The sequence below is a fragment of the Akkermansia massiliensis genome (assembly GCF_023516715.1).
Lineage (GTDB): Bacteria > Verrucomicrobiota > Verrucomicrobiia > Verrucomicrobiales > Akkermansiaceae > Akkermansia > Akkermansia massiliensis.
The window spans coordinates 1,201,282-1,225,945 of the sequence record NZ_JAMGSI010000001.1 but is presented as its reverse complement, the minus strand read 5'-3'; the positions used below and the strand labels follow the sequence as shown (position 1 = coordinate 1,225,945).

Below are 24,664 nucleotides of genomic sequence, written 5' to 3'. Positions count from 1 at the left end.
TGAAAAAAGGTTTTCATTGGATTTTGGAGGGGGAATGGCTAAGCTCCGTGTCATGTACAGAACATTGGTGTTCGGAGCGGGCGGCCGTGTGGGGAGCCGCCTGGCGGCGCATCTGGAAGAGGAAGGCATGGAAGTGGTGGGATGCGGACGGGACGCCTGTGATTTAAAGGATTTAAAAGCCCTGAAAAACGTGCTGCTTTCCTCCGGCGCCACCCACGTGGTGAACTGCGCCGCCGTGAGCGGCCTGGAGGCCTGCCTGGATGATCCGGAGACGGCGCACCGCGTGAACGCCATGGCCCCGGAGATGATGGCTCGCATCTGCCGCCTGGAGGGCATGCGCTTCATCCACCTGAGCACGGACTACGTGCTGGACGGCAGGAGGGCCGGCCTGAAAACGGAGTCGGACAAGTGCCGCCCCGTGAACGTGTACGGAGAATCCAAGCTGGAGGCGGAACTCCGCGTGCGGGAGGAAATGCCGGAGGCGCTGGTTGCCCGCGTTTCCTGGGTGTTCGGCAATCCGGAACGGCCCTCCTTCCCGGAGATGGTGCTGCGGAAGGCGCTGAACGGAGAACCCCTCTCCGCCGTGGCGGACAAATGGTCCATGCCCGCGTGGGTGGAGGATTTGTGCGGGTGGCTCCGTTTCCTGGCCTATGAAAGCGACGCGTCCGGCGTGCTGCACCTGTGCCAGTCCGGGGAACCCGTCTCCTGGCACGGTTATGCCGTGACCGCTCTGAAATGCGCCGTGAAGCACGGGCTGCTGCCTTCTTTGCCGCCCGTGGCGGAACAAAAGCTCGACGAACAGGCCGGTTTCAGGGATGCTCGGCCCCGGCATACCGCCATGTCCTGCGAACGGCTCGCTTCTCTGATGAAGCGGCCCGTGAGGACGTATGAAGAGGCCATCGACCTGGCCGTGGCCCGCTATGCCTCAGATTCAACCTTCCTCTCCCGCATTTCATGAACGATTTCCGCAATTCCCGTGATTCTAGCGATTCCCGCCCCAGGCCCGCCTACCGGGACCGCCGCTCCCAGCCGGGGCGCCCGCGCACGGCTCCCAAAAAGAACCTTTTTGTCAACAAGTCCCCGGAGGGCAGTGAACAATGGCTCACGCCGTGGGTGGAGCTGAAATACTTCACGTACAATCCCGCCGTTTTCCCCCGCATGCTCGGCTCCGTGAGCGGGGAAATAGCCCCGGGAAGCCTGGTGCACGTCTATGACAAGAACGGGGAACTGTTCGGCGCGGGCTTCTGGAACGAGGCCAGCCGCACGCCCCTGCGCGTGGTGTACCACGGGAAGGACGCCTTTACCGAGCGGGACCTGGACGCCGCCCTGGAACGCGCCGTGAAGCTGCGCCGGGAGATTCTGTGCCTGGATGAAACCACCAACGCTTACCGCGTGCTGCACGGTGACTCCGACGGCCTGGGCGGCCTGGTGGTGGACCGTTACGCGGACGTGCTGAGCCTGGAGGTGAGCACGCTGGCCGTCTGGCAGAGGCTGGACCGCTGGCTGCCCCTGCTGCACCGCCTGTGCGGCACGAAGCGCCACGTGGTGCAGGTGGACGAAGGCATTGCCCGCATGGAGGGCATCCGCGCGGAGGACGCCCCGGAATCCCCCGCTCCGGTCCGGCTGGTGAAGATTGTGGAAAACGGCATCACTTATGAAGTGGACTTCGCCCAGGGGCACAAGACGGGCTTCTTCTGCGACCAGCGGGACAACCGCCTTAAATTCGCCTCCCTGGTGAAGGGGGCCGCGGTGCTGGACCTGTGCTGCTACAGCGGCGGCTTTTCCATTGCCGCCAAAATGCTGGGAGGAGCGGCGGAAGTCACGGGCGTGGACCTGGATGAAAAGGCCATCGCCATGGCGAAGAGGAACGGCAATATCAACCAGCAGCGCATCGACTTCGTGCATGCGGACGCCTTTGTCTACGCGCGCCAGATGGTGCGCAACGGGCGGCTGTTTGACGCCGTGCTGCTGGACCCGCCCAAATTCATCATCGGCAGGGAGGGGTATGAGGAAGGCATCAAGAAGTACCATGACCTCAACATGCTGGGGCTGCAATGCGTGCGGCCCGGCGGCCTGTTCGTCACCTGTTCCTGTTCCGGGCTGCTTTCCCCTGCGGAGTTTGAGCACACCGTCATCAAGGCCGCCCAGCGGCAGGGGCGCAAGCTCCAGATCATGGCGATGACCGGCCCCGGCTGGGACCACCCCTTCCTGAGCACGTACCCGGAAGGCCGCTACCTGAAGGTGCTCTGGGCCATTGCCTTGTAGGGAAGGACTGGATATTCAATGTTTCCCCGCACTTTACGAAAGTAATGACTTGAAAAAGCACCTGCCGTTTTTATGGCAGGTGCTTTTGAAAGGTTATTCTTCAAAGGGGAACAGGTGTTTTTATTTCTTTCCCTTCTTTTTAAGAAGTCGGTCATGTTCAACCCGGTGCCTGCCCTGGTAGAGAAAGTCGGTTTCAGGTTCACGGCCAACGGTGTGGTCAATCAGGTTGGGAATGTCTTCCCTGGTGTATCCGGATTGAAGCAGGAATTCTTCTACCTTGGAATATTGACCGGGAAATTCGGAGACGAGCAATTCCATGAACACTTTTTCCAGATGCTTGACTTCGTCTTCCACCATGACGTTTCTTGCTTCAATGAAAGACTCTCCCCACGCTACATCATTGATAAGAATCTTAAGCTCTCTCATGCTGAGTTGTTTGAGTTTTCTCACCTGTTCTTCAGAGCGTTTCCGGTTTTCCTCTGTTTGGGCAGGCATATCTTTAAGATCTTTATAGGCTGCAATCCTGTAGGGATTCTTCTCTCCGGCATTTTTAAACTGTTTCAGAATACAGGCGTAATAGGGGAGCAGAAGTTTCCGAATGACCGTTTTTTTCAGGGGTGGTTTCATTTTCCCGGAATTTCGGACCAGGGTTATATATTTTTCCAGATGGCCGCATACCATGGATTTACGGTTCAGGTCCTCCGCATCGTCCATATCGACATCCGGTTCCGTTTCCCGGTAGGTCTTAAAGGTAAAAACTGGAGCCAGGGCGGCGAGGTAGCAATGCCAGACTTTTTCCTTTAACTCAGCATGGATGTTATCCTGCGTTGTCACTTTAAAAGTGAGGGCATCTTGTTCCATCTTCTTGTAAAAGGATTTGAACCGTTTGTCTTTCAGCATGGCGGCAAGCTCTCCGATGCCGGGGGAAGGGTGTTTGTACTGCTCAATGCAGTCCGGGCTTTCCAACTCAGGAGCAGCCAAGGCGGAATTCCAGCCGATTATTGGCAAGACAAAACAAAGGAATAAGCGTGGCAGTATTTTCATCAAGGTTTTAGCCATCATTGCTGTTTCTTTCAAATTTAATATTGAATTTTTCGACAATCGTATTTGTCGTAGATTCATCAATGGCTTCTATATGATATTTTTGATTAGTTGTGCTCAACAGAATGGTATCTTCTGCTTCGCTTCCCTCTCCTCCATGTCCTCTATGTACATATAATTTGCATACAAACCAAAATTTTTGAGGATTATATTTCGAATTCTTAATTGTTTCTATAATTTCTTCGATAAGACGATTATCGCCTACCATGTCATAAAAATGATTTTTGTTTCCAACGGAACCGGAAAGATTACAAGTTTTATGTTCATTCGCCAGTTCTGGTTTAGTTTTTGGAGGCTTGGAATTTTTCCCTTCCCACATGAGGCCCCCATCCCGTTCAATGATTTTGATCTTTTTGAAACTGACGTTAGTAGGAGAAAGCGTTAATTGAATAAAGCCTAAAAGGCCATGTTCCCCTTTGGAGAATTGAAACATATCAGTAGATATGGGGTTTCCGTCTCCCATGTCTATTATACCCTCAAATTTTTCTTTCTTTAGCTTTTTAGGGATTCTGATATTGATAGTAATTTCAGCTTTTTGACCTTCACTTGTTTCTGCTTTGATTTTTGCGGTCGCGTCCTTCTCCAGGTCATCCTTCGCAGTCAGAGCAATTTTTAATTCTCCCTGAAGTTGTTCGGTATTAACTTGTTTGAACCCATTCCCTTCTATATTCCATTTAAGTTCTTTGATGGCGCCTTTCGGTTTGCCGACAAGCAAGAAAGTGATTTTTTCACCGATCCCGATGTTTTTCCTTTTCCGATCCTCTTCCTTATCTCCTGTTCCGCCTTTGATGTAATAATCTGCAGAACAAAGTGCTGTTTGCTGTTTAATTTGCAGGGGGCCGGTGGCTTCTTCTTCCGTTTCTTCCAGAGTGTCTTTCTCTTCTTCATCAGCCCACAGAAAAACGGAACTGAATAGAATCATCAGAATGAGGATCGACAAACGGGAAAGAAATGAAGGGGGAGTTAGCGGCATTTTATAAAAGAATAATTGAATTTTATATAAAAACATATTATCCGTCAATATGGGTTTTTGAAATATAGGGTTATGAAAATTTTATACCAATAAATGGTTAGTCTGTTCCGTATATGGTGCGCAAAGGAGATTGAAACAGGCAGGCGCCGGAAGAGGCGATTCTTCACATCACCTTTCAGGCGTGTTGACGGCTTTTCCTCCTCCCTGCTTTGGTGGGGAGGAATATGGCAAAACAAGTATTACAGCGGCTCAGTTTCACCGCCGGGGAACTGACCCCGTGGCTGGCCGGGCGCGCCGACCTGGACCCTGTGTCCCGCGGCGCCTCCCGGCTGAGGAATTTCCTGGTCAGCCCATTCGGCGGACTCCGGCGCAGGCCGGGAACGCGCCTGGTTGCCCGCGCTGGGTGCACGGAGGGGGGCGTGAGGCTGGTTTCCTTCAAGTACTCCACGGGGGTGCAGTTCATGCTGGAAGTGGGGCGCGGCTACATCCGGTATTTCAAGGACGGCGCGCCCCTGCCGGATGCGGAGGGCGGCGTGCTGGAAACGCCTACCCCGTGGAAGACGGACGAGCAGGTGGGGAACCTCCGGATGCAGCAGCTGAATGATGTGATTTACTGCGTGGAGCCGTCCACGCCGCCCATGACGCTGGCCCGCCATGCGGACGATGACTGGAGGCTGGAGGCGCTGGAGTTTTCCGGCATGCCCTATGAAAGCTCCCTGTTCAATGCCGTGAGGCTGGAATGCCGCATGGTGCGGGACGGCAGCGCCAACAGGTTGCTGGCCACGGCGGACGAGGATGTGTTCACGCCGGAAATGGAGGGAAGGGAATTTCTGCGCGTCACCAGGAAGTACGGAGAGGCTGTTGTGGAGGGAACGCAGATGCCCTTTTACCATCTGACGACCCTGGACCGGGACCTCTACAAGGGGGAGACTTTTTCCATGGACCGGGAGGACGGCTGGCGGCAGGCCTATACCTGCATCCGTGATTTCAGCCGGAAAAACGACTACCAGCCCGGAGTGAACCGCCCGGAGCGGTACACGGCCTTTTTTGAAAAAGGTTCCGATGCCAGCGCCCGCGTCCATGTCAGCGGCGCGTGGACGCTGGAAACGACGGGCACCTGGGATGCGGAGTGGGAAATCTGCCGGGGGTATCCGGACGGCTCCAACTACCTTCCCAACCAGCCGGAGCTGGTGTGGCATTCCGTGAAGAGCTTCCAGCAGCGGGACGGGTTCCGGAACAACTTTACCCTGAGCGGCAATGAAGAGGAAATGTCCTACTACAAAATCCGCCTGATGGCGTACAGGAACGGCGTTTCCACGGGAACGCCCGTGTTCCGGGCCGCCACCGGCTCCTTCAACCATGAAATGGTAGTGGAGGAATATGTTTCCCCCCGCAGCGTCTACCTCGCGAACGCCCTTCACCTGTCCTATTACGTGCTGGGCGACTGCGAGACCAATGACTGGTCATTCGGCGCGTTCGGCGTCCGGAACGGCTATCCGTGCACGGTGGAGTTCCACCAGGGGCGGCTGTGGTTCGGGGGTACGCCGGGGCAGCCGCAGACGCTGTGGGCCAGCAGGGTGGATGATTTTTCCGCGTTCACTCCCGGCATTCCGTCGGATTCTCCCATGATTCTGACGATGGCGGCCTCCCAGCAGAACCGCATCTCCTGGATTGCCTCACTCCGGGGGCTGATGATCGGCACCAGTGAGGGAGAGTGGCGCTTGTCCGCCTCCAACTCGGAAGGGCTGAATGCGTCCAATGCCGGGTTTGAGCGCCATTCCGGGGTGGGGTCCGCCTCTCTGGACGCCCTGACGGTGGAAAACAGCCTTCTGTTCGTGCAGCAGGGAGGGATGAAGGTCCGGGAATTGTTCTATTCCCTGGAGGCGGACGGCTACCAGACGCGGGACGTCAGCCTGCTGTCCGACCACCTGCTGGCGGCGGGGATTGTGGACTGGACGGTGCAGAGGAGCACGGCGTTCCACGTCTGGTGCGTGCTGGGGGACGGCAGCGCCGTGTGCATGACGCTGAACAGGGAGCAGAACGTGGCGGCGTGGCACGCCCACCGCCTGGAGCATGGACGCATCCTGTCCGTGGCGTCCCTGCGCGGCTCCCATGGCACGCCGGATGAAGAGGTGTGGTTTGCCGTGGCGCGCGGGGAAGGGGAGCGGGCCTGCATCACGGTGGAACGCCTGGCGGACGGCAACGTCTGCCTGGATGCCTGCACGGAGGCCGTGGTGCAGGGAGAGAAGATGGCCGGCCTGGGCCATCTGGCGGGGTGCGGCGCCCTCCTGCTGGACGGGGAGGGAGCCTGCCTGCCCGTCAGCGTGGACGGGGAGGGGAATGCCGCCTGTCCCGGCAGGCTGGACGGAGAAACCGTGACCGTAGGGCTGGCCGCTCCGGCGGAGGTGAGGACGATGCCCCTGGAGACGCTTGAGACGCTGGGCAGGTTTAAAAAGCAGCTTGGCGCGCGGGCGCTCCTTCATGAAAGCACCCTGAAATTCCGTTACGGAACGGGCCATCCGGATGCGTGGAGGGATTTCCAGCCCGGCAGGTACGGCGTGGCGGAGCCTTATTCCGGCTACGTGCGGATGATCCACAACTACGGCATGGATGAACAGTCCTGCTTCGCCCTCCGTGTGGAGACGCCGGACCAGTTCAATCTGCTGGCCCTGGTGCTGGATGTGGAATTATAGGGCGCGGGAGCGCTTACGGCTGTTCGGCCGCCTCCTCATGGGAAAGCATGTGCACGATGACCTTGATGCCGTGCTTTTCCCCGGCCGCCTTCGCCAGGGAGCGGATGGCGGAGGCCGTCATTCCGTTGCGGCCGATGATGCGGGCCACGTCCGTCTTTTCCAGAATCAGGCGGAAGCGGACGGCGTCTCCCTGCGGAGATTCCGCAACGCGCAATTCCGCCTGTTCCGGATGTTGCACGAATTGCAGAGCGATCAATTGCAGGTACTGGCGGATTTGTTCTACGGCAGGATGCATGAAGGGAAATGTGGGTTATTTCCATTACCCTACTATAAAACCGCCTGATTGAAAAGATGCAATTCCAGACATTCCCTGAAAAAGAAAGTCGCCCCGGTCGTAAAACGACCGGGGCGCCCCAACTACCCTATGAAACTGGATCCGTTAAGATCCAGAGAGCTTTTTTAACGAGCGCTCACCTGCTCGAAACGCAATATAGGACAGGAAAAAGGGATAAGCAAGTATTTTTTCATTGAAACGATTGTTTTTATTCAGGGAAAACAACATCGTATTCTTTACAATATCAGGCCGGAAAGAAGGATATTGTTATAATAACAAAATCATCTGCCGGGAAGCAGTTCATAAGTGAAGCCCTTAAGGTATTCCGTTTCCGGAATGTTCAGTAAAATTGGATGATCCGGTCTTTGGCCGTGTTGCTGTATCAGGCGCAGGGTGGCGGGCGCATCGATGGCGGCGTCGAGAACGCTTTCCCGGAACAGGTCCGCCCCGGCGTGGTGGGAACAGCAGAAGGTGGAAAGAATGCCTCCCGGGGCCAGAAGCTTCATGGCGCGGAGGTGGATTTCCTTATACCCGCGCATGGCGTCATGCACGGACTTCTTGTTTCTGGTGAAGGAGGGCGGGTCCAGGATAATCAGGTCCCACTTGTGCTCCCCTCCGTCCCGGACGAGGGCCGCCTCCTTCTTCAGGAAGTCAAACGCGTTGTCCGTAACGCACTGGATGGAGACGCCGTTCAGCTTTGCGTTGCGCGCCACGGCGTCCATGGCGTCCTGGGATACGTCCACAGCTGTTACCTCCGCGGCTCCGGCAAGGGCGCAGGCCAGCGCAAAGCCGCCCTGGTTGCAGAAGCAGTCCAGCACGCGGCGTCCGCGGGCAAAACGGGCCACGGCGGCGTAATTGTCCAGCTGGTCCAGGTACAGCCCTGTTTTCTGCCCCGTCTGGAGGTCAATCATGAATTGCACGCTGCCGCTGCTTGCGGCGAAGGGTTCCGGCTCCTGCCCGCGCGCCACCCGGACGGAAGGCTCAATGCCCTCCGCCGCCAGCATGGGGGAATCGTTCCTGACGATGATTCCCCTGGGGGAAAGCAGGTCTTCCAGAACGTTCAGGATAATGGGGAGGCGGTGCTCCATGGCGATGGTCAGCGTCTGGACGACCAGGTAATCCGCGTAACGGTCCACGATCAGGCCGGGGAGGCCGTCAGACTCGCTCCAGACGAGGCGCGTGAGCGTTTCCTCCGGCAGCCACTGGCGGCGCAGTTCCACCGCCTGGCTGATGCGCCTGGAAAAAAAGTCCCCGTCCAGTTCCTGCTTGCGGCGGGAAAAACGCCTGGCGACGATCTGGGAATGGGGGTTGAACATGGCGGATCCCAGGAAGCGGTCCTTGAAATCCTTCAGCGCCACGACGTCCCCCGGCTGGGGATTGCCGAAGACCTTGCGCACTTCCGTGCCGTAAACCCAGTCGTGCCCCTGAAAAATGCGTGCTCTTGGAGAAATAATCAAACCTGCCATGTCAGGAAAGGCAATACATGATCAGGGTGGAAAGTTCAAGGGTAATGCGGAGGGGTGGCGCAAGGGCCGCGGCTGCCGGAGGGAAGGGGATGTCTGTTAAAGGAGAAAAGCTTTTTTCTCTTCCCGTGCTGTTTATGCCCTTGTGGGAAGTAAGAAATAAGCTCCCTGCCATGCTCCGGATGATGGTTCGGGAGGGAAGGCCGGGAGAACCCGCCTGGTGGCTGGACGGAAAGCGAAGCATGCAACGCACGGAACGGATGAATTTGAAAGATGAACGGCTCAACCCTACGCTTCCAGTTGGCCGTTTTCCATTTAAGCCGTGAACCTCCGCTGTCTCTCTTGATGTCCGCGCCCCGGGAACAAGGGCCTCCCGGCCCTCGTAAATCAAAACAAACCGGGTTTTCCTTCCTTGGCAGTCAGGAGCGCCGCAAACCTTTGCGGCAACTGAAGGGGAACTGGATGGTAGCGAAGTAATATTAAAAATAGCCTTTTCTGATTAAAGGGCGCGTCTTTCAGCCGAATATCCATCCGGCTGTGGCAGAAGCCTGCGGTCATTTTCCGCAGCGGGAAGGGTGAAGGCTTCCGTTCCCTGGAATTTTCCGCACAAGTGAACCAATGCGCATCATTCCGGGACTATTTCGGTTGAAAATGCCCGGAAACGAAGTAAAATGTGGCGCGTTATGAAAGTAGAAACTTTTGAAACTCCCCAGGATGCTGCCAAGGCTTTGGCAGGAGAAGTTGCGGAACTGATCCGCACGCGCGCCGCCGAAGGCAGGAACGTGGTTCTTGGCCTCGCCACGGGCGCCACTCCGCTGCCCTTTTATGCGGAGCTGGTCCGCCTGCACAAGGAAGAAGGCCTTTCCTTTGCCAACGTCATCTCCTTCAATCTGGACGAATACAGCGGCCTGGACCACGACCATCCGGAATCCTACTGGTATTTCATGCATACCAATCTCTTCAACCACATCGACATGAAGCCGGAGAACATCAACCTGCCCTCCGGCACGGTGAAGGGTGACGAGATTGCCGCCCACTGCGCCGCCTACGAACAGAAAATCAAGGACTGCGGCGGCATCGACCTCCAGATTCTCGGCATTGGCCGCACCGGCCACATCGGCTTCAACGAACCCGGCTCCGACGATACCACCATCACCCGCCAGGTGCATCTGGACGAACTGACCCGTTCCGACGCCGCCCCCGCTTTCGGCGGCATTGAAAACGTTCCCACCACCGCCATCACCATGGGCGTGGCCACCATCATGGGCGCCCGGGAAGTGGCTCTGATGGCCTGGGGCGAAAAGAAGGCTTCCATCGTGAAGAAGGCCGTTCAGGGGCCTGTGACGGTGGATGTGGCTGCCTCCTACCTGCAGAAGCACCCGAACGCCAAGTTCCTTCTGGACAAGGGCGCCGCTTCCCAGCTTTAATTATCCGTTCAACAACGAACACGCCGCTTTTCCCGGTTCCGTGGAAAGGCGGCGTTTTTGATGGAATGAAGGAAGGCGGAATCTTCTTTTTCCAGCGGGGATGGCGTGGAGGGAGCTCCGTATGTCCGGACCGTTGGCCCCGTGAAGGAAGATTTTGTGTCATTGAGGGGAGTGTGGAACAGCCGTGGCTGCTCCGGTGGACGCAGGCCGGCAGGTAATAAAGAAGGTCCGTTTTTCCCTTCCATGGCTGGTCCGGCGGGATGAAATGGGAGTGATATTTTTATTGTTTATTAAAAATGAATGAGTTTTAATGCTGTGTGGGACGTGTTTTCCTGTTTCCTGATGCGGTTCCGGAGCCCGGAGGCAAACCCGGAGTTCCTGTCAGGGATTTCCTTTAAAAGGGGGATGGCGGATTGGCCGTTTAACCGGCTGCACCTTTTTATTAGGATGGAGTGGCGCATTGACAAGAGTTTCATTTTCCGTGCATGGTTGAAGGTGCCAATAGATGAAAAATAAATATATCCGGCAGTGTGTAATTAATATTTCATTCAGGAATTACAGATGATGGCCGGTTTTTATAGATAGAACAGGAAAAACAGAAATATGAAACAAATGAAGATACTGATGGTCGTAACCGGAACCGGGATGTTTCCCGACGGAAAACAGGAAACGGGATTGTGGCTCAGCGAGCTCACCCACATTTACGACAGAGCGAAAAAGCGGGGATATGACATCGTCATCGCAAGTCCGAAGGGAGGCGACACCCCCGTCGATCCCATGAGTCTGAAAACGATGTACATGGACAAACTGTCCAAAAGCTGCTGGGACGATTCGGAATTCCGGGATGTGCTGCGGCACACGAAAAGCCTGGATGAAGTTTCCGGTGAGATGTTCGACTGCATTTATTTGGCCGGAGGCCACGGCGCGATGTTCGATTTTACGGATAACGCCGTTCTGCAGGAACTCATCAAAAACCACTATGAAAGTAATAAAATAGTTGGTGCTATTTGCCATGGCGTATGCGGATTGTTAAACGTGAAGCTCTCGGACGGACAATATCTGGTAAAAGATAAGAAGGTCACGGGATTCAGCTGGTTTGAGGAAGGTCTGGCCGGAAAGAAAAAGGAGGTGCCTTTCGATCTGGAATCCGCGCTGAAGGAACGGCGGGCGGATTACAAGAAGTCATTGATTCCGATGATGCCGGAAGTAGTGGCCGACGGAAATCTGATCACGGGCCAGGACCCGTTCAGTTCGGAAAAGATGGCTGAAACGGTCATGGGACGGTTTAATCAATAGCAGTTGGCGGTGAATGGCATGAATTTGGAAGAAGCCTTGAATTACCGCCGGGCCGTGCGGGTATTTGATAAAAATAAACCGCTGGACCCTGAAAAGGTGAAACACTGCCTGGAATTGGCCTCCCTGGCTCCCAGCAGTTCCAACATGCAGTTGTGGGAATTCTTCCAAATCACCCGGCCTGAATTGATAGCCCGCGTTGCCGGGGCCTGCCTAGGCCAGCCGGCTGCCGCCACGGCTTCGGAAATAGTCGTTTTCGTGACGCGGCAGGACCTGTACCGGCAGCGGGCGCAATTCGTCCTCGAATTCGAGCGTGGAAACATCCGGCGGAACAGCCCGGAGGAACGCCAGGCCAAACGCATCAGGGACCGGGAATTATACTATGGAAAGCTGATGCCGTTCCTCTATGCGCGCTGCTGCGGTATTTTGGGGGCTTTCCGGGCTTTGCTGGCCAGGGGCATCGGCCTTTTCCGCCCCATGATGCGCGAAGTCTCGGAGTGCGATATGCGCGTCACGGTCAACAAATCCTGCGCCCTCGCCGCCCAGACGTTCATGATTGCCATGGCCGCTGAAGGATACGATACCTGCCCGCTGGAGGGATTTGACAGCAAGCGGATGAAAAAACTGCTGAAATTGCCTCATGGCGCCGGGATCAATATGGTAGTCCCCTGCGGCATACGGGACAGAGAGAAAGGTATCTGGGGCGAGCGGTACAGAGTCCCGTTCGATGAGGTGTACCATAGGCTCTGACCCGCCGGGGAAGGAAAGTTCCGCTCCGCCGGCAGCGTGCGGCGTCAGCGGGGAGCGGGAGAGGACCGCCTGCGCTGCGTTCCTGGGGCGCGGCATGCCTCACAGGAAAAGGGTTCCGGCTACTTGAGCCACGCCAGGAATTCATGGTTCCCGTCGGTTCCGGTGATGGGGGAGGGCTCGCAGCCCATCCAGGAGCGGTTTAGTTCTTCCGTGACGAAGGCGCGTATGGAGTCCACCGCCCGCTGGTGCAGGACCGGGTCCCGGACGATGCCGCCGGGGCCGATGTCTTCCGGCTGGAGTTCAAACTGGGGTTTGATGAGCACCAGGGCGTCCCCTCCGTCCTTAAGCAGGGGGAAGGCCGCGGGCAGGATTTTTTTCAGAGAAATGAAGGAGACGTCGGAGACGATCAGGTCCACCTGTTCCCCGATGTCTTCCGGAGTCATGTAGCGGGCGTTGAATTTCTCCTTCACGACGACGCGGGGATCCTGCCGCAGTTTCCAGACGAGTTGGTTGGTGCCGACGTCGATCGCGTGCACTTTGACGGCGCCGTGCTGGAGCAGGCAGTCCGTAAAGCCTCCGGTGGACGCGCCGATGTCCAGGCAGACCTTGCCTTCCGCGGAGACGGGGAAGGCGTTCAGGGCTCCCTCCATTTTCAGGCCGCCGCGGCTGACGTAGCGGGGGCGGTTCCGGATGGCTATTTCCGCGTCTTCACTGACCTTGAGGCCCGGTTTGGTGGAAGGGTGGCCACCCACGCTCACCTCTCCGGCAATGATAAGCCTCTGGGCCAGTTCCCGGGATTCTACGAGATTGCGGGAAACCAGAAGGACGTCGAGTCGTTGCTTGCTCATGATTCGGAAGGAAGGTGCGTACGCAGGTATTTCATGAAACTGCATGGGGAATCAAGAAAAACCGCGCGAAGAAAGGCATTTGGGGGCAAAAAGGCGGCATGGCGCGCGCTGGAACATTTTACGATTGATTCAGCCCGGATTTATAGGAGACTTTGCGGCGAATGGAACACCGCTACAGGCAATTGATGCGCAAGGTCAGGCTTTACCTGCTGACGGAGGTGCGTAAAAAATCGTGGGCCAGCAAATTCCTTTCCGCCAGGGTTTTTGACCCCGTCTACTGGTCCTGGAACAGGCAGTCCGTAGCGACAGGCGCCGCCTGGGGGGCCGCCGCGGCGATTGCCCCGCTGCCCATGCAGAGCCTGTGGGGCGTTTTCGCCAGCCTGTGGCGCAAGGGCAATATTCCCGTAGCCATCCTGATGGCGTGGCTTTCCCCTCCCGGCTTCACCTTTTTCGCCATTCCGGCCCAGTGGTGGCTGGGGTGGTTCCTTTTTTCCCTTGTGGGGCTCCCCACGTCCGGAGCGAACTGGCAGATGCTGAAAACGGGAGTGCAGCAATGGTCCTGGGCCCCGTTTGACGGGTTGAGCATCGGCATGGTAAGCCTGGAGTTCCTGACGGGCTGGATTGTTTCCAGCGTGGTGCTGGGCTGCCTGTGCTACGGTCTGGTGCAGCTGGGGTGGGGGATAGGCCATTTTCTGCGCAGCAGAAGAAAGGCTGCCGGGAAATAACAAGAACCCGCCGGCCATTCAGGGCAGGCGGGTCCGGAAGCCGTTTGCGGCCATGGCACGGTGGCGGGAAGGTCAGACGGCCACTTCCATCAGAAGAACGGTTGAGTTCTGGATGGCTTCAATGGTGATGGAGTCCGTATCCGTTATTCCGGCTCCGTCCCGGCGGTGCAGCACCGTGTCTCCGATCTTGATTTCTCCGTCTATCACGAAGACGTACACCCCGGTGTTCTGGCACTTGAATTGATATTCCCGTTCCACGCCCCGGTCGAGTTCCGCCCAGGAGAACCAGGCCTGCTGCATGATGGAGATATCCGTTTCCGGAGCCAGGAAGGTGGAAATCTCATTGTGCTTCAGCAGGGGCTTGATGTCGTAGTCCCGGTATTTGGGGGGCGTGTTGACCCTGTCCGGAATGACCCATATTTGAAGGAATTCCAGGGGTTCCGTGGAACTGCCGTTGAATTCGCTGTGCTGGATGCCCGTTCCGGCGCTCATCACCTGGATTTCTCCGCGGGTGATGGTATGGCTGTTGTTCAGGCTGTCTCCGTGGCGGAGCTGTCCCTTCAGGGGAATGGAAATTACCTCCATGTTCTTGTGGGGGTGGGTGCCGAAGCCTTCTTCCGGGAGAACCGTGTCGTCGTTGAGTACGCGCAGGGCTCCGAACTGCATGCGGTCCGGATTGAAGTAATTGGCAAAACTGAACGTATGGTATGTATTCAGCCATCCGTGGTTGGCATGCCCACGGGAAGATGCACGGTCAATGATGATGTTCATGATTGATAGGGTTGGTATGGAAAGCGGATTCCCGCCTGTAGATGGTTTGACCGGATGGACCCCGGGGCTGTTCAAGGCGCATGACAGCATGTCCGTTGCCGTAAAATAAATCGGCAACACAAATTGATGGTGCAATGTCTCTTATTTTAAGGTAGCGTGTCGCGGTACCTGTGCAAACAAGACAAGGCGTATGGCTCATCGGACATTCATGAGATGGATCAAGGGATTGGTTCCTACGGTGATTATTTTGCTGGGCGCCTTGGTGCTTGGGTGCATCTGTTATGTCTCCATCTGGGGCGCTCCCTCCTTTGTCGTGCAGCGTGTGGAACAGGCTCTGATGGAAAAAGGCATTCCCGTCCACATAGAGACGCTGAAGATTTCCCTGTGGCCCCGCGCCGTGGTGACCTTGAAGAATGTGGAGCTGCTGGATCCTGGTGTTCCTCCGGAGGCGCGCCGCCCCGTGGCCCTGCTGCATGAGGCGGACGTGGCCCTGAACTGGAAGGAGCTGATAGACGGGCAGGTAGTGCCGGAACGGCTGAACGTGAAAGGGCTGGACGTCAATCTTCCCGTGGACGCGGAAAAGCCTGAAAGAGTTTTTTCCACCGCAGGGCTGAATGCGGAGCTGGACCTGGGGCGTCCCGGCATGGTGGACATCGTGAAGGCTGATGCCGTGGTGCAGGGTATCCGCGTGACTGCCCAGGGGGCGTTTTCCATCGGGCAGGGGGATTCCGGAGATTTTACGCTGACGGCTGAAGACATGGCCGCCGCCAGGGAGCAGTTGAACCAGGTGCTGAAATACCTGGACCGGGTGAAGTGGCCGGAGGCGTCTCCGCCCAGCCTGGCCGTCAATTTGAGCGACGACCCGAAAGGGGGAGTGCGCGTGGGCATGGATTTGCAGGCTCCTTCCCTGAGGTACGGGAAAATCCGGGTCAGGGATTTCCTGTTCAGCGGGGATTACGCGGATTCCGTCATCATGGCCAAGCGCTTTACCATGAGGGATGCGGAAACGGCCGGCTTCGTCAATCTTTCCCTCCAGGCCGATTTGAAGAAACGTTCCCTGATCTGGGATGTCCGCAGCACGGCCCCCCTGGTGTCCTGGGCCGTAGCCATTGTTGATGAAGCCCTGGTGCCGCGGGAGATGAAGTTCCTGAGCGAGCCGCACGTGCAGGTGTCAGGCCGTGCGGTTTTCACGGAGAACTGGGAGGGCGTGGAGCATCTGAACGTCATGGGCTCCGGCTCCATGGGAGCTTTCTCCGTGCTGGGGGAAAAGTTCCAGAGGGCCTCCTGCGATTTCAGCTATGAGGACGGCAATTTTTATGTGACGGATTTGGACATACGGCACCCCGGCGGCGTTTTTTCCGGCAAGGTGATGGGCGTGGACGGAGAGATCAAGATAGACGTGCACAGCACGCTGCCCATGCATGCGATGCTGGACATGGCCCGGTCCATTGCTCCGGAAGACGTGAAGCTGCCGCTTACGCTGGAAATCAAGGGAGACCCTGAATTGAAAGTGTACGGCACCGTGGGAATGGGGAAGGGCTGGAAAGGGCCGTTCCGGGTGGACCGCCTCCAGATTGAGGCGGCTGTGACGGACGTCTCCTACCAGGGGGTGGAGTTCGCCTCCGCCGCCGCCAGGGGGGAATTGATCGGCCGCTCCATCAATGTCACCCAGTTGGACCTGGCGCGGGAGGACGGCCATGTGAAGCTGGAAGGCAGCTATCTGGGAACCGATCTTGTCTTCACGCTGGAATCTGATTTGAAGCCTGAATTGCTGGTAGCCCTGGCCGGGAATTTGGCGCCCATTCCCGAGAATTTGAAGTTGCCGGAAAAAGCCTCCCTGTGGGTGCACGGCAGGCTGGATATTCCGGAAGGCAAGCCTGTGGAGCCCACGCTGGTCCGGGCGCGCATCAATGCGGAAAACCTGGCCTGGAACAAGGTGCCCGTGAAGACGGCGAATGTGGAGGTGGAGTACCGCCCCAACCAGCTTTTTGTACAGAATTGCCGGATCGGGATGGAGAAGGGCGTTTTTGAGCTGTTCGCCAACGGTTTCCTAGACGGCCAGATGTTCGTGATGGGGCAGTCCACGGTTCCGCTGGAAACGATAGACCGGCTGCTGGGCATGAAGGATGACGACTTTTTTATGAGCCGCTTCGTCTTCCGCAAGGATTCCGGCCTGGAGCTTTCCTTCCAGGGGACGCTGGGCCTGTACAATCTGGAAAAGGCTTACGATTTGCAGGCCACTGTTTCCGCGACGAATACGCGGTACAAGGGCGTGGACCTGAAGTCCGCGCGGGCGGATGCCCATCTGGTGACGGACCAATTGGTGCTGACCAACGTGACGACGGTGGTTTCCAACGGGAATTACCTGTCTTCCGCCGGGTTGTCCGGCGGTCCCGCGGAGTGCACGCTCAAGGCCAAGAGCATAGATTTCCGCTTTGTCCAGGATACGGTGGAGGTTCTGGGCATGGAGGGGCAGGCCTACCCCGGTTATACCATGCGCATGTTTTCCGACAACGCCGCCAAGGTTTTGAAGGAGTTTGTCTTTACCCGGCCCGTGACGCTTTCCGGCGGAGGCATGTTCCCGATGGGGGACGACATGAAGCTGATGAAGGGGCGCATCCGCTTTGACGCCTCCGCGGGGCGCGTGCGCTATCCCTTGCTGGGAACTACGCTGGACCTTGGAAAGGCGAAAGGGGAAATTCTTATTTCCCCGCAGTGGGTGGTGGTGGACAAGATGAAGGGCACCATCTGGGACGGCTCCTTTACGGGCCGCGTGCTGGCGCAGATTGACGACGGGGACGCCCTGAACGGCTCCTTTGTCCTCCAGGACATGAACCTGACCTCCATCGGGAGATCCTACGGCAAGAAGATGGAGAAGGCCACCGTGCACGGGGCCATTGAATTTTCATCCAAGGGAGGCAATATGAACTCCATCCAGGCGAAGGGCGAGGCCGCCCTGGTGCATGGGGACCTGGTGGAAATCCCCCTCTTCGGCTTTTTGGGGGAAGCCCTCTCCAATTATATTCCGGGCCTGGGCCACCTGATCAATTACAAGATCACCAGGGCCGACTGCGATTTTTCCATTGAGAAGGGCTATATCCGCACCAGCAATTTCTCGGCCAAGGGCAGCAATATGTCCCTGGAAGGCGGCGGCTGGATACGCCTTGCCGACTTGCAGGTTAATTCTGATTTCAAGCTGGGGCTTCGCGGCCTGCCGGGGCTGATTACCTCTCCCGTCTTCCTGCTGGCGGGGGGATTGTTCCAGGTGCGCGGCACGGGGCCTTTGAGCAATGTTTCCTGGAGCTTTGCGCCGTTCTCCGGCGGAAAAGCCCCTGTTCCCCCCGCGGCGGCTCCCGCCCGGAGGAGGTAGAGAAGGGGAATGCCGGGTTTCCCGGAGAAAAGCGTCATGGAGCGCCGCATGCCCACGCGGCAACTGAACGGAAACGCGGCTGCAAGCCGCGCCCTTTTGTAGTCCCGTATTGGATTGATGTTTCCCGTCTTTAATGAACCGGTCCGCCAACGCTCATTAATAATCCGGTTGACACACAGCATGCAATGTTCCGTGACGCAGCAGGGCCGTTCCGGACAATGCCGGAACGGCCCTGGAAGTCCGGAGAGCAGAGCGTCTCCGCTCAACTCTCCTCTCTCAACTTTCAACTCTCCTTAGAAGTCATAACGGTAGCCCACGCTCCCGTTCACCGAGTTGGCTCCGTCACGGAAGTCCGCGTTCCCGTTGATGAAGACCGTTCCCTGCGTTCCTACCGGCACGCTCAGCCCCGCTCCTATTTGCAGAGCCATCGTTCCAACCTTGGTCCCACGCACGCTCTGCATGAAGCCGGGGTTGCCCAGCAGCGCCACATTGGTTTCTCCGCGGCGGTCGCCCATGTCCTGGGCCGCGTTCACCCGGAACTCAGCCAGCGCTTCTCGCCCGAAGATGTTGCTGCCAATGAGCCCCATCCACCGGCCGCCCAGCGCAACCGTTCCCGTTGTCCATTCCTGCTTGCCTACGTTCAGGCCCGCGTTCCCCGCTCCCGTTTCCGTGTAGCCGTCCATGCGCGTCGTCACTACCGAGGCGTTGGCCAGGGGCTGCAGGATGCTGCTCCTGTCTTCATTGAGGTACACGTCGTAGGTCAGTTCATACATCGCTCCAAAGCCCCACCCGCTGGTGTTGCCCTGCGTCCTGTAGCTGCCTTCCCCGTAGTTGACCGTGCGGTTGAGCTTGGCGTTGTCCCATCCTCCGGAAAAGGAAGAGGCGTCCCAGCGTCATTCATCATGGATTCCTGTAGAAAATGGATTTCCTGAGGGAGATTCCGTCTTCCTTCTGCCAGAAACCATGATACAGACGGAAACGGCAATGATGAGCAATTCCAGAAAAAAAGACCAGTGCAGCAGGAAGTTCAGCCACCAGGGGGGGTATTGCGCCTGGACAGTGGCCAGCGCGTGAAAGCGCATGGACCACGGAGCCAGGAGAGGGATGTCTCCCACGATGAAGTCCAGAAGGAGGTGCAGGAAGCCGCTCATGGAAAAGATCAGCAGCCATGTTCCGCCCGTGCTCCATGGTTTGATCCGGCTGGCTCCCCATGCGAGGAGCATCAGCGCGAACCAGACGGAAGGATAGTGCGTCCAGTAGGAATGATGGTGGTGCTGGCGGCCGTCCAGGGTATAAAAATAAAACAGGTCCAGGTCCGGGGCAATCGCCCCCAGCAGGGCGGCGGTCATGACGGCCTTCCTTCCCGGTGTGCGTAAACGGATGGTTTTTGCCAGGAGATAGCCTGCAGGCAGATGGGCGATGAACATGAGCGTTCAATAGAAGAAAAACGGACAAAGACGGACAGTCCGGGTGCGTACTACCTGGAAAAAGGTTTTTCCACCCAGTCAAAGGATAGTTCCCTGTTTCCGCCTCCCACGGAAGAATAGACTGTTCTAACGCCGCTGGATGAAGGATTCTTCCAGATGAGGGACAGTTCCTCAATCCGGCTTTCCCCCGATTCCAGGAAGATCTTGTGAATGCGGAGGCCAGGCAGGCGCCAGGCCCTCACGTCCGGGTGGACATAGGTGGTTTCCCAGGCGGTTTGATGTTCTTTGCCGGTTCCGCACGTCCATGTAATGCTCAAGGACATTTTTTTATCAGGGGTGCTTTTTCCGGCCCCGGTATATTCCACACTGACGGGAATGGTCCCGGAAGATTGCGGGATGGCTGCCGGGCTGCAAACAAGGGCGGCGAGGGATAGGGGAAGGAGGCTGATCATTTTTTCACAAGGGAGGGGGGCGTTGAGAAAAAAGGGGGCGGCTGGCCTGCATCAGCCGCCGCCCCCTTGGAGAGAGGGGTTATCTGCCGGATTTGCCCAGCTTGTACCCGGCGTAGGTTTCCGTGTTGTACAGGGGCTGGTTGTCCGGCACGGCGTAGCCGATGGATTTGCGGATGGCGAGGAAGTCCGCCACGCCTTCCGGTCCTACCTGGTTCAGGGGGGCCTTGTGCAGCCCGGCCATCAGCACCATGCGGCAGTAGGCGTCCGCGTTTTCCATGAACCATTCCGCTTCTTCCACGTCGCGGGCTCCGGTGATCACGCCGTGGTTTTCCATGAAGACCACGGTGGATTGTTTGGCCGCTTCCGCCACAGCTTGTGCCGTCTCCAGAGAGCCGGGCGTGCCGTAGGGGGCCAGCGGGATGTGGCCCAGGAAGATATCCGCTTCCGGATTGATGCCGGAGGGGGGAACCTGCCCGGCGAACAGGAAGGCGTTGCAGTGCGGGGGATGGGCGTGGATGCAGGAGTTGACGCCCACGGATTTCATCATGGCGATGTGCGTTTTCACCTCACTGGTGGAGGGGCGTATGCCCGCCTTCTGGCGCGCGTCCATGTCCACCAGGCAGATGTCTTCCACGGTCATGAAGCCCTTGGAGCACAGGGTGGGGGAGCAGAGCAGCAGGTTCTGCGTCACGCGCACGGAGATGTTGCCCCCGTTGCCGTCCACATATTCGCGGTTCCACAGGCGGCGGCCTATGTCGCACATGCGTTCCTTGATAACCAGGATTTCAGGGGAATGGAAGAATTCGTTCACTTCCTCCCGCGTGACGGGGTTGTATTTTTCCCACGGGAACACCTTGTCCGGGAGGGGAGGGGAGATTGACCAGTCTTCTGACATATTTAGTTGCGTGTTAGTGGTTGAGCTTTTCGTAGGCGGCTTCCTGGGGACCCGGCATATACGTCCGGTAAGTGATGCCGAAGGCGTCCCTGGCCTGCTCTGGCGTAGAGTACACCCCGGCGCCCGCAAAGGCAAACATGGATGCGCCCAGCACGGTACTTTCAGATACTTCAGAGACCTTCACGGGGATCCGGAGGATGTCCGCCCGCATCTGGGTCCAGACGCTGTTTCTGGCTCCTCCGCCCACCAGGATGAGGAATTCGCTTTTGAACCCGCCCACGGATTCCAGGCGGCGCAGGCGGGATTTCAGCCGCCAGGTAAGCGCCTCCATGGCGGCGCGGTAAATGTGGCCGCGCGTCCGGCCCAGCACCAGGCCGCCGATGGAGCCTTTCCGGTCCCCTGAAGCCAGGAAGTCCGGAACCATCGTTACGCCGTCGCAGCCGGGGGGGATGGCGGCCGCTTCCGCATCCATGGTATCGTAGGATTCACCGCGGAAGCAGGCGGCTTTCACCCATTCAATGATGCCGGAACCGAGCCATTGCAGGCCGGGGTTCAGAAGGCCCGGTTCCGCGTCGAACTCCGCCGTGGCTCCGTCCTCATAATCCTCCCGGGTCAGCCGGGCCTGTGCGGAGCGCGCCATCAGGATTTCCCAGGTGCCGGAGGACAGGACCGGCTGGTCCCTGTCCGCGCCGGAACCGAAGATGGCGAACTGGGTGTCGTGCCCCGCGGAGATAACAGGAACGCCCTCCAGGGCGGGAATGCCCATGGCCGCCGCCGCTTCCGGAGTAAGAACGCCGATGGTCTCCCCCGCGTCCACCGTGGGGGGGAAGAGGCCGCGGCGCAGGCCTAGGCGGTTCAGGATAAGCTCGGAAAAGTCTCCCGTTTCCAGGTCCGTGAGCTGGGAGGTCCCGGCCATGGTCCGGTCCGTCGCCATGACGCCGGTGAGCTTGTACGCCAGGAGGTTGGAGATGAAGAGCCACGCATGGGCCTTTTCCAGCAGCTCCGGGCGGTTTTCCTTAATCCAGACGAGCTTGTAAATGGTGTTGAAGGCAAAGGCGCCCACGCCGGAGATGCGGTCAAGCTCTTCCTGGGAGATGTACTTGCCGATGTTTTTCATGACCTCCGCCGTGCGGGGACACTTCCAGGATATGACGGGGTAAAGCTGGCTGCCGGAGGCGTCCACCAGCGCGCCGTCCACGCCGAAGGTGGTGACGGTTACCGCCCGCACCTGTTCCACATCCAGGCCCTCAAGGGCCTTCACGGCGCATTCGGAGAGCTGCTTGAAAATCCGGTCCGCGTCCCAGACGTGGAATTCCGGGTTTTCCTTACCGGGCAGCGTGGCGTTCGGCTGCGAGGCCTTCCCCGCGATGACGCCTTGTTCATCCACAACCATCGCGCGCACGTTCGTCGCGCCGCAGTCCAAGCAGAGGGAGTACATAGAGAAATACTAAATATTGAAGATTAGATACTAAAGGGAAACTGTTCAGAGATTTTGCCCGGCAAGCGTTTTTGTCGTAGCGGTCAATAGCCGCATTAATTCCAGGCAATCCTGTTTCAAGCTTTCAAATTGCTGGTCCGTCAGGCAGGAAGTTGCATGCAGAAGGCGGAGCCAATACCAAGTCTCCGAACATTCTTTTAGTGAAATGTGTACTTTGGAGAAGAAGTCTTTTTTGCTTACGGCATAGGAAGCTTCTGCGAGGTTGGCTCCTATGCTTGTTCCGGAGCGCAGAATTTGCTGGATCAGTGCCTGCTCGCACCGTTGCTTGCGAAGATGGCGGCATAAGGAAACGATACGAATGGAAAAGGCAAAACTTTTTTCATGAGCGGCACTTTCGTTCATCTTTTAGTCTTTAATCATTCGTATTTAGTCTTTGATATTAACGCTGAACGTCATCAGGGGAAGAATGTCTTCCCCTGATGAAAAGGTCAGTCGTTAATATTTGCCGTACAGCGGGCCGTAGTTGGCGCAGGCGCGGAAGTCGGCGCCTTCCGGGTCCGCGGTGCCATGGAGGCCCCAGGCGGAGGGACGGTAGATTTGGTCGTCCGGGATGTTGTGGGCGTATACGGGGATGCGCAGCATGGAAGCGAGCGTCAGGATGTCTGCGCCGATGTGGCCGTAGGTGAAGGCTCCGTGGTTGGCGCCCATGTTGGCCATGACGCTGTAGACGTCCGTGAAGGCTCCCTTGCCGGTCAGGCGCGGGGCGAACCAGGTGGTCGGCCAGCCCGGATCGGTGCGTTCGTCCAGGGTCTTGTGCACCTTGGCGGGCAGGTCCACGGACCAGCCTTCCGCCACGATGAGGACGGGGCCGAGGCCCTTGACGATGTTCAGGCGCATCATGGTGACGGGCGCGCCGCCCTTGGTGACGTAGTGGACGGAGTAGCCGCCGCCGCGGAAGTATTCCCGGTTGGCCGGGCACCAGACGGCTTGTTCCATCATGGTTTTCGCGTCGTCCGGGGTAACGTCCCAGTGCTTTTTCATGACGGGCTTGCCGTCCTTGTCCGTGCAGGCCATGCAGCCGTCCAGGGCCGCGGAGCCGGAGTTGATGAGGTGGATGATGCCGTCCTTGGCATGGCCTTCCAGCTTGTAGCCCGTGACGCGCTTCACGGCTTCCGGGCTCCAGTAGGTGCGCACGTCCGCAAAGACGTTGGCCTGTCCGGTGAGCAGGTAGCCGAAGAGGAGGCAGGCTCCGTTCAGGGAGTCGTTTTCCGTGGCGAAGGGCATCGGCGCGCGCGGGCCGTTCCAGTCAAAGGTGGAGTTGAGCAGGGTTTCCGCAATGTCTCCGTTCGGGTAGAAGTCCGTCCAGTGGCGCTGGCCCTGGAAGCCGCCGGCAATGGCCTGGTAGCCCAGGGATTCCTCTTCGCGGTCAATTTTCTTGAGCTTGGGGTTGCCCTGCATCATGTCCCGGAAGATCATGGCCATCAGCACGCTTTCCTTGAAGGTCCTGCGGCGTCCGGCTTCGTCCAGCTTCAGGTCCGGGCGGTTCTTGTCTTCGGCGAATTTGAAGACGGCGTCCGCCCATTGCATGGCGAGGTCGAATTCCGCTTCGTCGTAAATCTTCTGGTCCATGCGGCGGCGCACTTCCGTCATGTCCACGGCCTGTACGCGGATGCCCAGGTAGTTTTCCCAGAAGGACTGGTCCACGATGGAGCCGGCGATGCCCATGGAGCAGCCGCCGATGGAGAGGTAGCCCTTGCCGCGGAGGGTGGCTACGGCCAGGCCGGCGCGGCAGAAGCGCAGGATTTTTTCAGCCACGTCTTCCGGAATGGAGGTATCCCCGGCGTCCTGGACGTCTTTTCCGTAAATGGAGAAGGCGGGGAAGCCCTTCTGGTTCAGTCCGGCCAGGGCGGCGGCCAGGTACACGGCGCCGGGGCGTTCCGTGCCGTTGAAGCCCCAGATGGCCTTGGGCGTGAACGGGTCCATGTCAAAGGTCTCGCTGCCGTAGCACCAGCAGGGCGTGACGGCCAGGGAGACGCCGACGTTGTTGGCCTTGAATTTGTCCGCGCAGGCGGCGGCTTCCGCCGGACCGCCAATGCAGGTGTCTGCGATCACGCACTTGACGGGTTCGCCGGAGGCGTGGCGGATGTTGGCCTCAATGAGAGCCGCGGCCGCCTTGGCCATGTTCATGGTTTGATCTTCCAGGGATTCCCGGACGCCGAGGCGGCGCCCGTCAATCGTGGGGCGGATACCGATGGTTGGTAATGCTGTTTTCATATCTTGCGTAGGTGATGTGAAGCTGGTTCAGGCCTGGGCAGGCGCGTCCTCTTCCTTTTTCAAATGGGTGTTGCGGAAGAAGAAGCCGTAGATTAGTACCACGGCAAAGCAGATGATGGGAATAAAGAAGGATGACCGCACCGCTTTTTCCACAAAGTTTTCCTG

The 24,664-nt window shown here is 58.1% G+C and carries 19 protein-coding genes and 1 pseudogene; 8 read left to right on the top strand and 12 right to left on the bottom strand.

All coding sequences use genetic code 11. The features are described from left to right. Nucleotides 1-34: 34 nt before the first annotated feature. Together M8N44_RS05250 and M8N44_RS05245 are read left to right on the top strand one after the other, a co-directional pair. Nucleotides 35-958, top strand: coding sequence for an SDR family oxidoreductase (locus tag M8N44_RS05250; protein ID WP_180971814.1), 924 nt, complete (start codon nt 35-37; stop codon nt 956-958). After that, a complete protein-coding gene (locus tag M8N44_RS05245; RefSeq protein ID WP_022397119.1) occupies nt 955-2,265 on the top strand; it encodes a class I SAM-dependent rRNA methyltransferase in 1,311 nt (436 codons plus the stop codon). Before M8N44_RS05250 ends, M8N44_RS05245 begins: the two co-directional genes overlap by 4 nt. A gap of 120 nt (nt 2,266-2,385) precedes the next feature. Here the strand turns inward: M8N44_RS05245 and M8N44_RS05240 are convergent, their stop codons facing one another. Together M8N44_RS05240 and M8N44_RS05235 are read right to left on the bottom strand one after the other, a co-directional pair. Further along, entirely contained in the window at nt 2,386-3,342 is a 957-nt protein-coding gene (locus M8N44_RS05240; RefSeq protein ID WP_249853037.1) for a hypothetical protein, read from the bottom strand. Continuing rightward, entirely contained in the window at nt 3,317-4,339 is a 1,023-nt protein-coding gene (locus M8N44_RS05235; RefSeq protein ID WP_146024298.1) for a hypothetical protein, read from the bottom strand. Before M8N44_RS05235 ends, M8N44_RS05240 begins: the two co-directional genes overlap by 26 nt. A gap of 224 nt (nt 4,340-4,563) precedes the next feature. Between M8N44_RS05235 and M8N44_RS05230 the strand changes: the two genes are divergently transcribed. Beyond that, nucleotides 4,564-7,032 (top strand): phage tail protein, encoded by a 2,469-nt coding sequence (locus tag M8N44_RS05230; RefSeq protein ID WP_102728146.1) that lies wholly within the window; start codon nt 4,564-4,566, stop codon nt 7,030-7,032. A 13-nt stretch (nt 7,033-7,045) separates the two neighbouring features. On the opposite strand, the gene M8N44_RS05225 is transcribed toward M8N44_RS05230, so the two are convergent. After that, on the bottom strand, nt 7,046-7,327 hold the full coding sequence (locus tag M8N44_RS05225; protein WP_012420852.1) for a KH domain-containing protein: 282 nt from the start codon (nt 7,325-7,327) through the stop codon (nt 7,046-7,048). 320 nt (nt 7,328-7,647) lie between these two features. Continuing rightward, nucleotides 7,648-8,832: a class I SAM-dependent rRNA methyltransferase gene (locus M8N44_RS05220; RefSeq protein WP_102728147.1), complete on the bottom strand. Its 1,185-nt coding sequence runs from the start codon at nt 8,830-8,832 to the stop codon at nt 7,648-7,650. 680 nt (nt 8,833-9,512) lie between these two features. Between M8N44_RS05220 and nagB the strand changes: the two genes are divergently transcribed. The 3 genes from nagB (at nt 9,513) to M8N44_RS05205 (ending at nt 12,299) form a co-directional block, all read left to right on the top strand. Then, complete coding sequence (gene nagB, locus M8N44_RS05215) at nt 9,513-10,256, top strand: glucosamine-6-phosphate deaminase (protein ID WP_022397114.1); 744 nt, start codon at nt 9,513-9,515, stop codon at nt 10,254-10,256. A gap of 603 nt (nt 10,257-10,859) precedes the next feature. Beyond that, on the top strand, nt 10,860-11,552 hold the full coding sequence (locus tag M8N44_RS05210; RefSeq protein ID WP_102728150.1) for a type 1 glutamine amidotransferase domain-containing protein: 693 nt from the start codon (nt 10,860-10,862) through the stop codon (nt 11,550-11,552). A gap of 18 nt (nt 11,553-11,570) precedes the next feature. Next, nucleotides 11,571-12,299 carry a nitroreductase family protein gene (locus tag M8N44_RS05205; RefSeq protein ID WP_102728247.1) on the top strand — a complete coding sequence of 243 codons (729 nt, stop codon included), beginning with the start codon at nt 11,571-11,573 and terminating at the stop codon, nt 12,297-12,299. A 119-nt stretch (nt 12,300-12,418) separates the two neighbouring features. Here the strand turns inward: M8N44_RS05205 and M8N44_RS05200 are convergent, their stop codons facing one another. Further along, nucleotides 12,419-13,147: a TlyA family RNA methyltransferase gene (locus M8N44_RS05200; RefSeq protein ID WP_102721986.1), complete on the bottom strand. Its 729-nt coding sequence runs from the start codon at nt 13,145-13,147 to the stop codon at nt 12,419-12,421. A 161-nt stretch (nt 13,148-13,308) separates the two neighbouring features. Here M8N44_RS05200 and M8N44_RS05195 point away from each other — a divergent pair, with 161 nt between their 5' ends. Beyond that, entirely contained in the window at nt 13,309-13,872 is a 564-nt protein-coding gene (locus tag M8N44_RS05195; RefSeq protein ID WP_102728151.1) for a DUF2062 domain-containing protein, read from the top strand. 72 nt (nt 13,873-13,944) lie between these two features. On the opposite strand, the gene M8N44_RS05190 is transcribed toward M8N44_RS05195, so the two are convergent. Then, complete coding sequence (locus tag M8N44_RS05190; protein WP_022397108.1) at nt 13,945-14,643, bottom strand: pirin family protein; 699 nt, start codon at nt 14,641-14,643, stop codon at nt 13,945-13,947. 190 nt (nt 14,644-14,833) lie between these two features. Here M8N44_RS05190 and M8N44_RS05185 point away from each other — a divergent pair, with 190 nt between their 5' ends. Beyond that, nucleotides 14,834-18,013 carry an AsmA-like C-terminal region-containing protein gene (locus M8N44_RS05185; RefSeq protein ID WP_102728152.1) on the top strand — a complete coding sequence of 1,060 codons (3,180 nt, stop codon included), beginning with the start codon at nt 14,834-14,836 and terminating at the stop codon, nt 18,011-18,013. A 293-nt stretch (nt 18,014-18,306) separates the two neighbouring features. On the opposite strand, the pseudogene M8N44_RS05180 reads toward M8N44_RS05185, so the two are convergent. The 6 genes and pseudogenes from M8N44_RS05180 to M8N44_RS05155 all read right to left on the bottom strand — a co-directional run. Then, nucleotides 18,307-18,876 (bottom strand): annotated as a pseudogene (locus tag M8N44_RS05180) (autotransporter domain-containing protein); the annotation flags it as partial. A gap of 30 nt (nt 18,877-18,906) precedes the next feature. Continuing rightward, nucleotides 18,907-19,440 (bottom strand): metal-dependent hydrolase, encoded by a 534-nt coding sequence (locus M8N44_RS05175; protein ID WP_102728153.1) that lies wholly within the window; start codon nt 19,438-19,440, stop codon nt 18,907-18,909. Nucleotides 19,441-19,971: 531 nt separating this feature from the next. After that, nucleotides 19,972-20,787 carry a class II aldolase/adducin family protein gene (locus M8N44_RS05170; RefSeq protein WP_102728154.1) on the bottom strand — a complete coding sequence of 272 codons (816 nt, stop codon included), beginning with the start codon at nt 20,785-20,787 and terminating at the stop codon, nt 19,972-19,974. A 13-nt stretch (nt 20,788-20,800) separates the two neighbouring features. Further along, nucleotides 20,801-22,225, bottom strand: a complete 1,425-nt coding sequence (gene fucK / locus M8N44_RS05165; protein ID WP_022398387.1) for an L-fuculokinase — start codon at nt 22,223-22,225, stop codon at nt 20,801-20,803. A gap of 45 nt (nt 22,226-22,270) precedes the next feature. Then, on the bottom strand, nt 22,271-22,627 hold the full coding sequence (locus tag M8N44_RS05160; RefSeq protein WP_022398386.1) for a four helix bundle protein: 357 nt from the start codon (nt 22,625-22,627) through the stop codon (nt 22,271-22,273). Nucleotides 22,628-22,720: 93 nt separating this feature from the next. Next, nucleotides 22,721-24,499, bottom strand: a complete 1,779-nt coding sequence (locus M8N44_RS05155; protein ID WP_102721996.1) for an L-fucose isomerase — start codon at nt 24,497-24,499, stop codon at nt 22,721-22,723. Nucleotides 24,500-24,664: the final 165 nt, after the last annotated feature.

Excerpts from the sequence above, each read along its gene's own strand:
- M8N44_RS05225 (WP_012420852.1), bottom strand. The coding sequence starts at position 7,327 with ATGCATCCTGCCGTAGAACAAATCCGCCAGTACCTGCAATTGATCGCT.
- nagB (WP_022397114.1), top strand. The coding sequence starts at position 9,513 with ATGAAAGTAGAAACTTTTGAAACTCCCCAGGATGCTGCCAAGGCTTTG.
- M8N44_RS05250 (WP_180971814.1), top strand. The coding sequence starts at position 35 with ATGGCTAAGCTCCGTGTCATGTACAGAACATTGGTGTTCGGAGCGGGC.
- M8N44_RS05210 (WP_102728150.1), top strand. The coding sequence starts at position 10,860 with ATGAAACAAATGAAGATACTGATGGTCGTAACCGGAACCGGGATGTTT.
- M8N44_RS05185 (WP_102728152.1), top strand. The coding sequence starts at position 14,834 with ATGGCTCATCGGACATTCATGAGATGGATCAAGGGATTGGTTCCTACG.
- M8N44_RS05200 (WP_102721986.1), bottom strand. The coding sequence starts at position 13,147 with ATGAGCAAGCAACGACTCGACGTCCTTCTGGTTTCCCGCAATCTCGTA.
- M8N44_RS05170 (WP_102728154.1), bottom strand. The coding sequence starts at position 20,787 with ATGTCAGAAGACTGGTCAATCTCCCCTCCCCTCCCGGACAAGGTGTTC.
- M8N44_RS05175 (WP_102728153.1), bottom strand. The coding sequence starts at position 19,440 with ATGTTCATCGCCCATCTGCCTGCAGGCTATCTCCTGGCAAAAACCATC.
- M8N44_RS05205 (WP_102728247.1), top strand. The coding sequence starts at position 11,571 with ATGAATTTGGAAGAAGCCTTGAATTACCGCCGGGCCGTGCGGGTATTT.
- M8N44_RS05160 (WP_022398386.1), bottom strand. The coding sequence starts at position 22,627 with ATGAACGAAAGTGCCGCTCATGAAAAAAGTTTTGCCTTTTCCATTCGT.
- M8N44_RS05230 (WP_102728146.1), top strand. The coding sequence starts at position 4,564 with ATGGCAAAACAAGTATTACAGCGGCTCAGTTTCACCGCCGGGGAACTG.
- M8N44_RS05235 (WP_146024298.1), bottom strand. The coding sequence starts at position 4,339 with ATGCCGCTAACTCCCCCTTCATTTCTTTCCCGTTTGTCGATCCTCATT.
- fucK (WP_022398387.1), bottom strand. The coding sequence starts at position 22,225 with ATGTACTCCCTCTGCTTGGACTGCGGCGCGACGAACGTGCGCGCGATG.
- M8N44_RS05220 (WP_102728147.1), bottom strand. The coding sequence starts at position 8,832 with ATGGCAGGTTTGATTATTTCTCCAAGAGCACGCATTTTTCAGGGGCAC.
- M8N44_RS05195 (WP_102728151.1), top strand. The coding sequence starts at position 13,309 with ATGGAACACCGCTACAGGCAATTGATGCGCAAGGTCAGGCTTTACCTG.
- M8N44_RS05190 (WP_022397108.1), bottom strand. The coding sequence starts at position 14,643 with ATGAACATCATCATTGACCGTGCATCTTCCCGTGGGCATGCCAACCAC.
- M8N44_RS05155 (WP_102721996.1), bottom strand. The coding sequence starts at position 24,499 with ATGAAAACAGCATTACCAACCATCGGTATCCGCCCCACGATTGACGGG.
- M8N44_RS05245 (WP_022397119.1), top strand. The coding sequence starts at position 955 with ATGAACGATTTCCGCAATTCCCGTGATTCTAGCGATTCCCGCCCCAGG.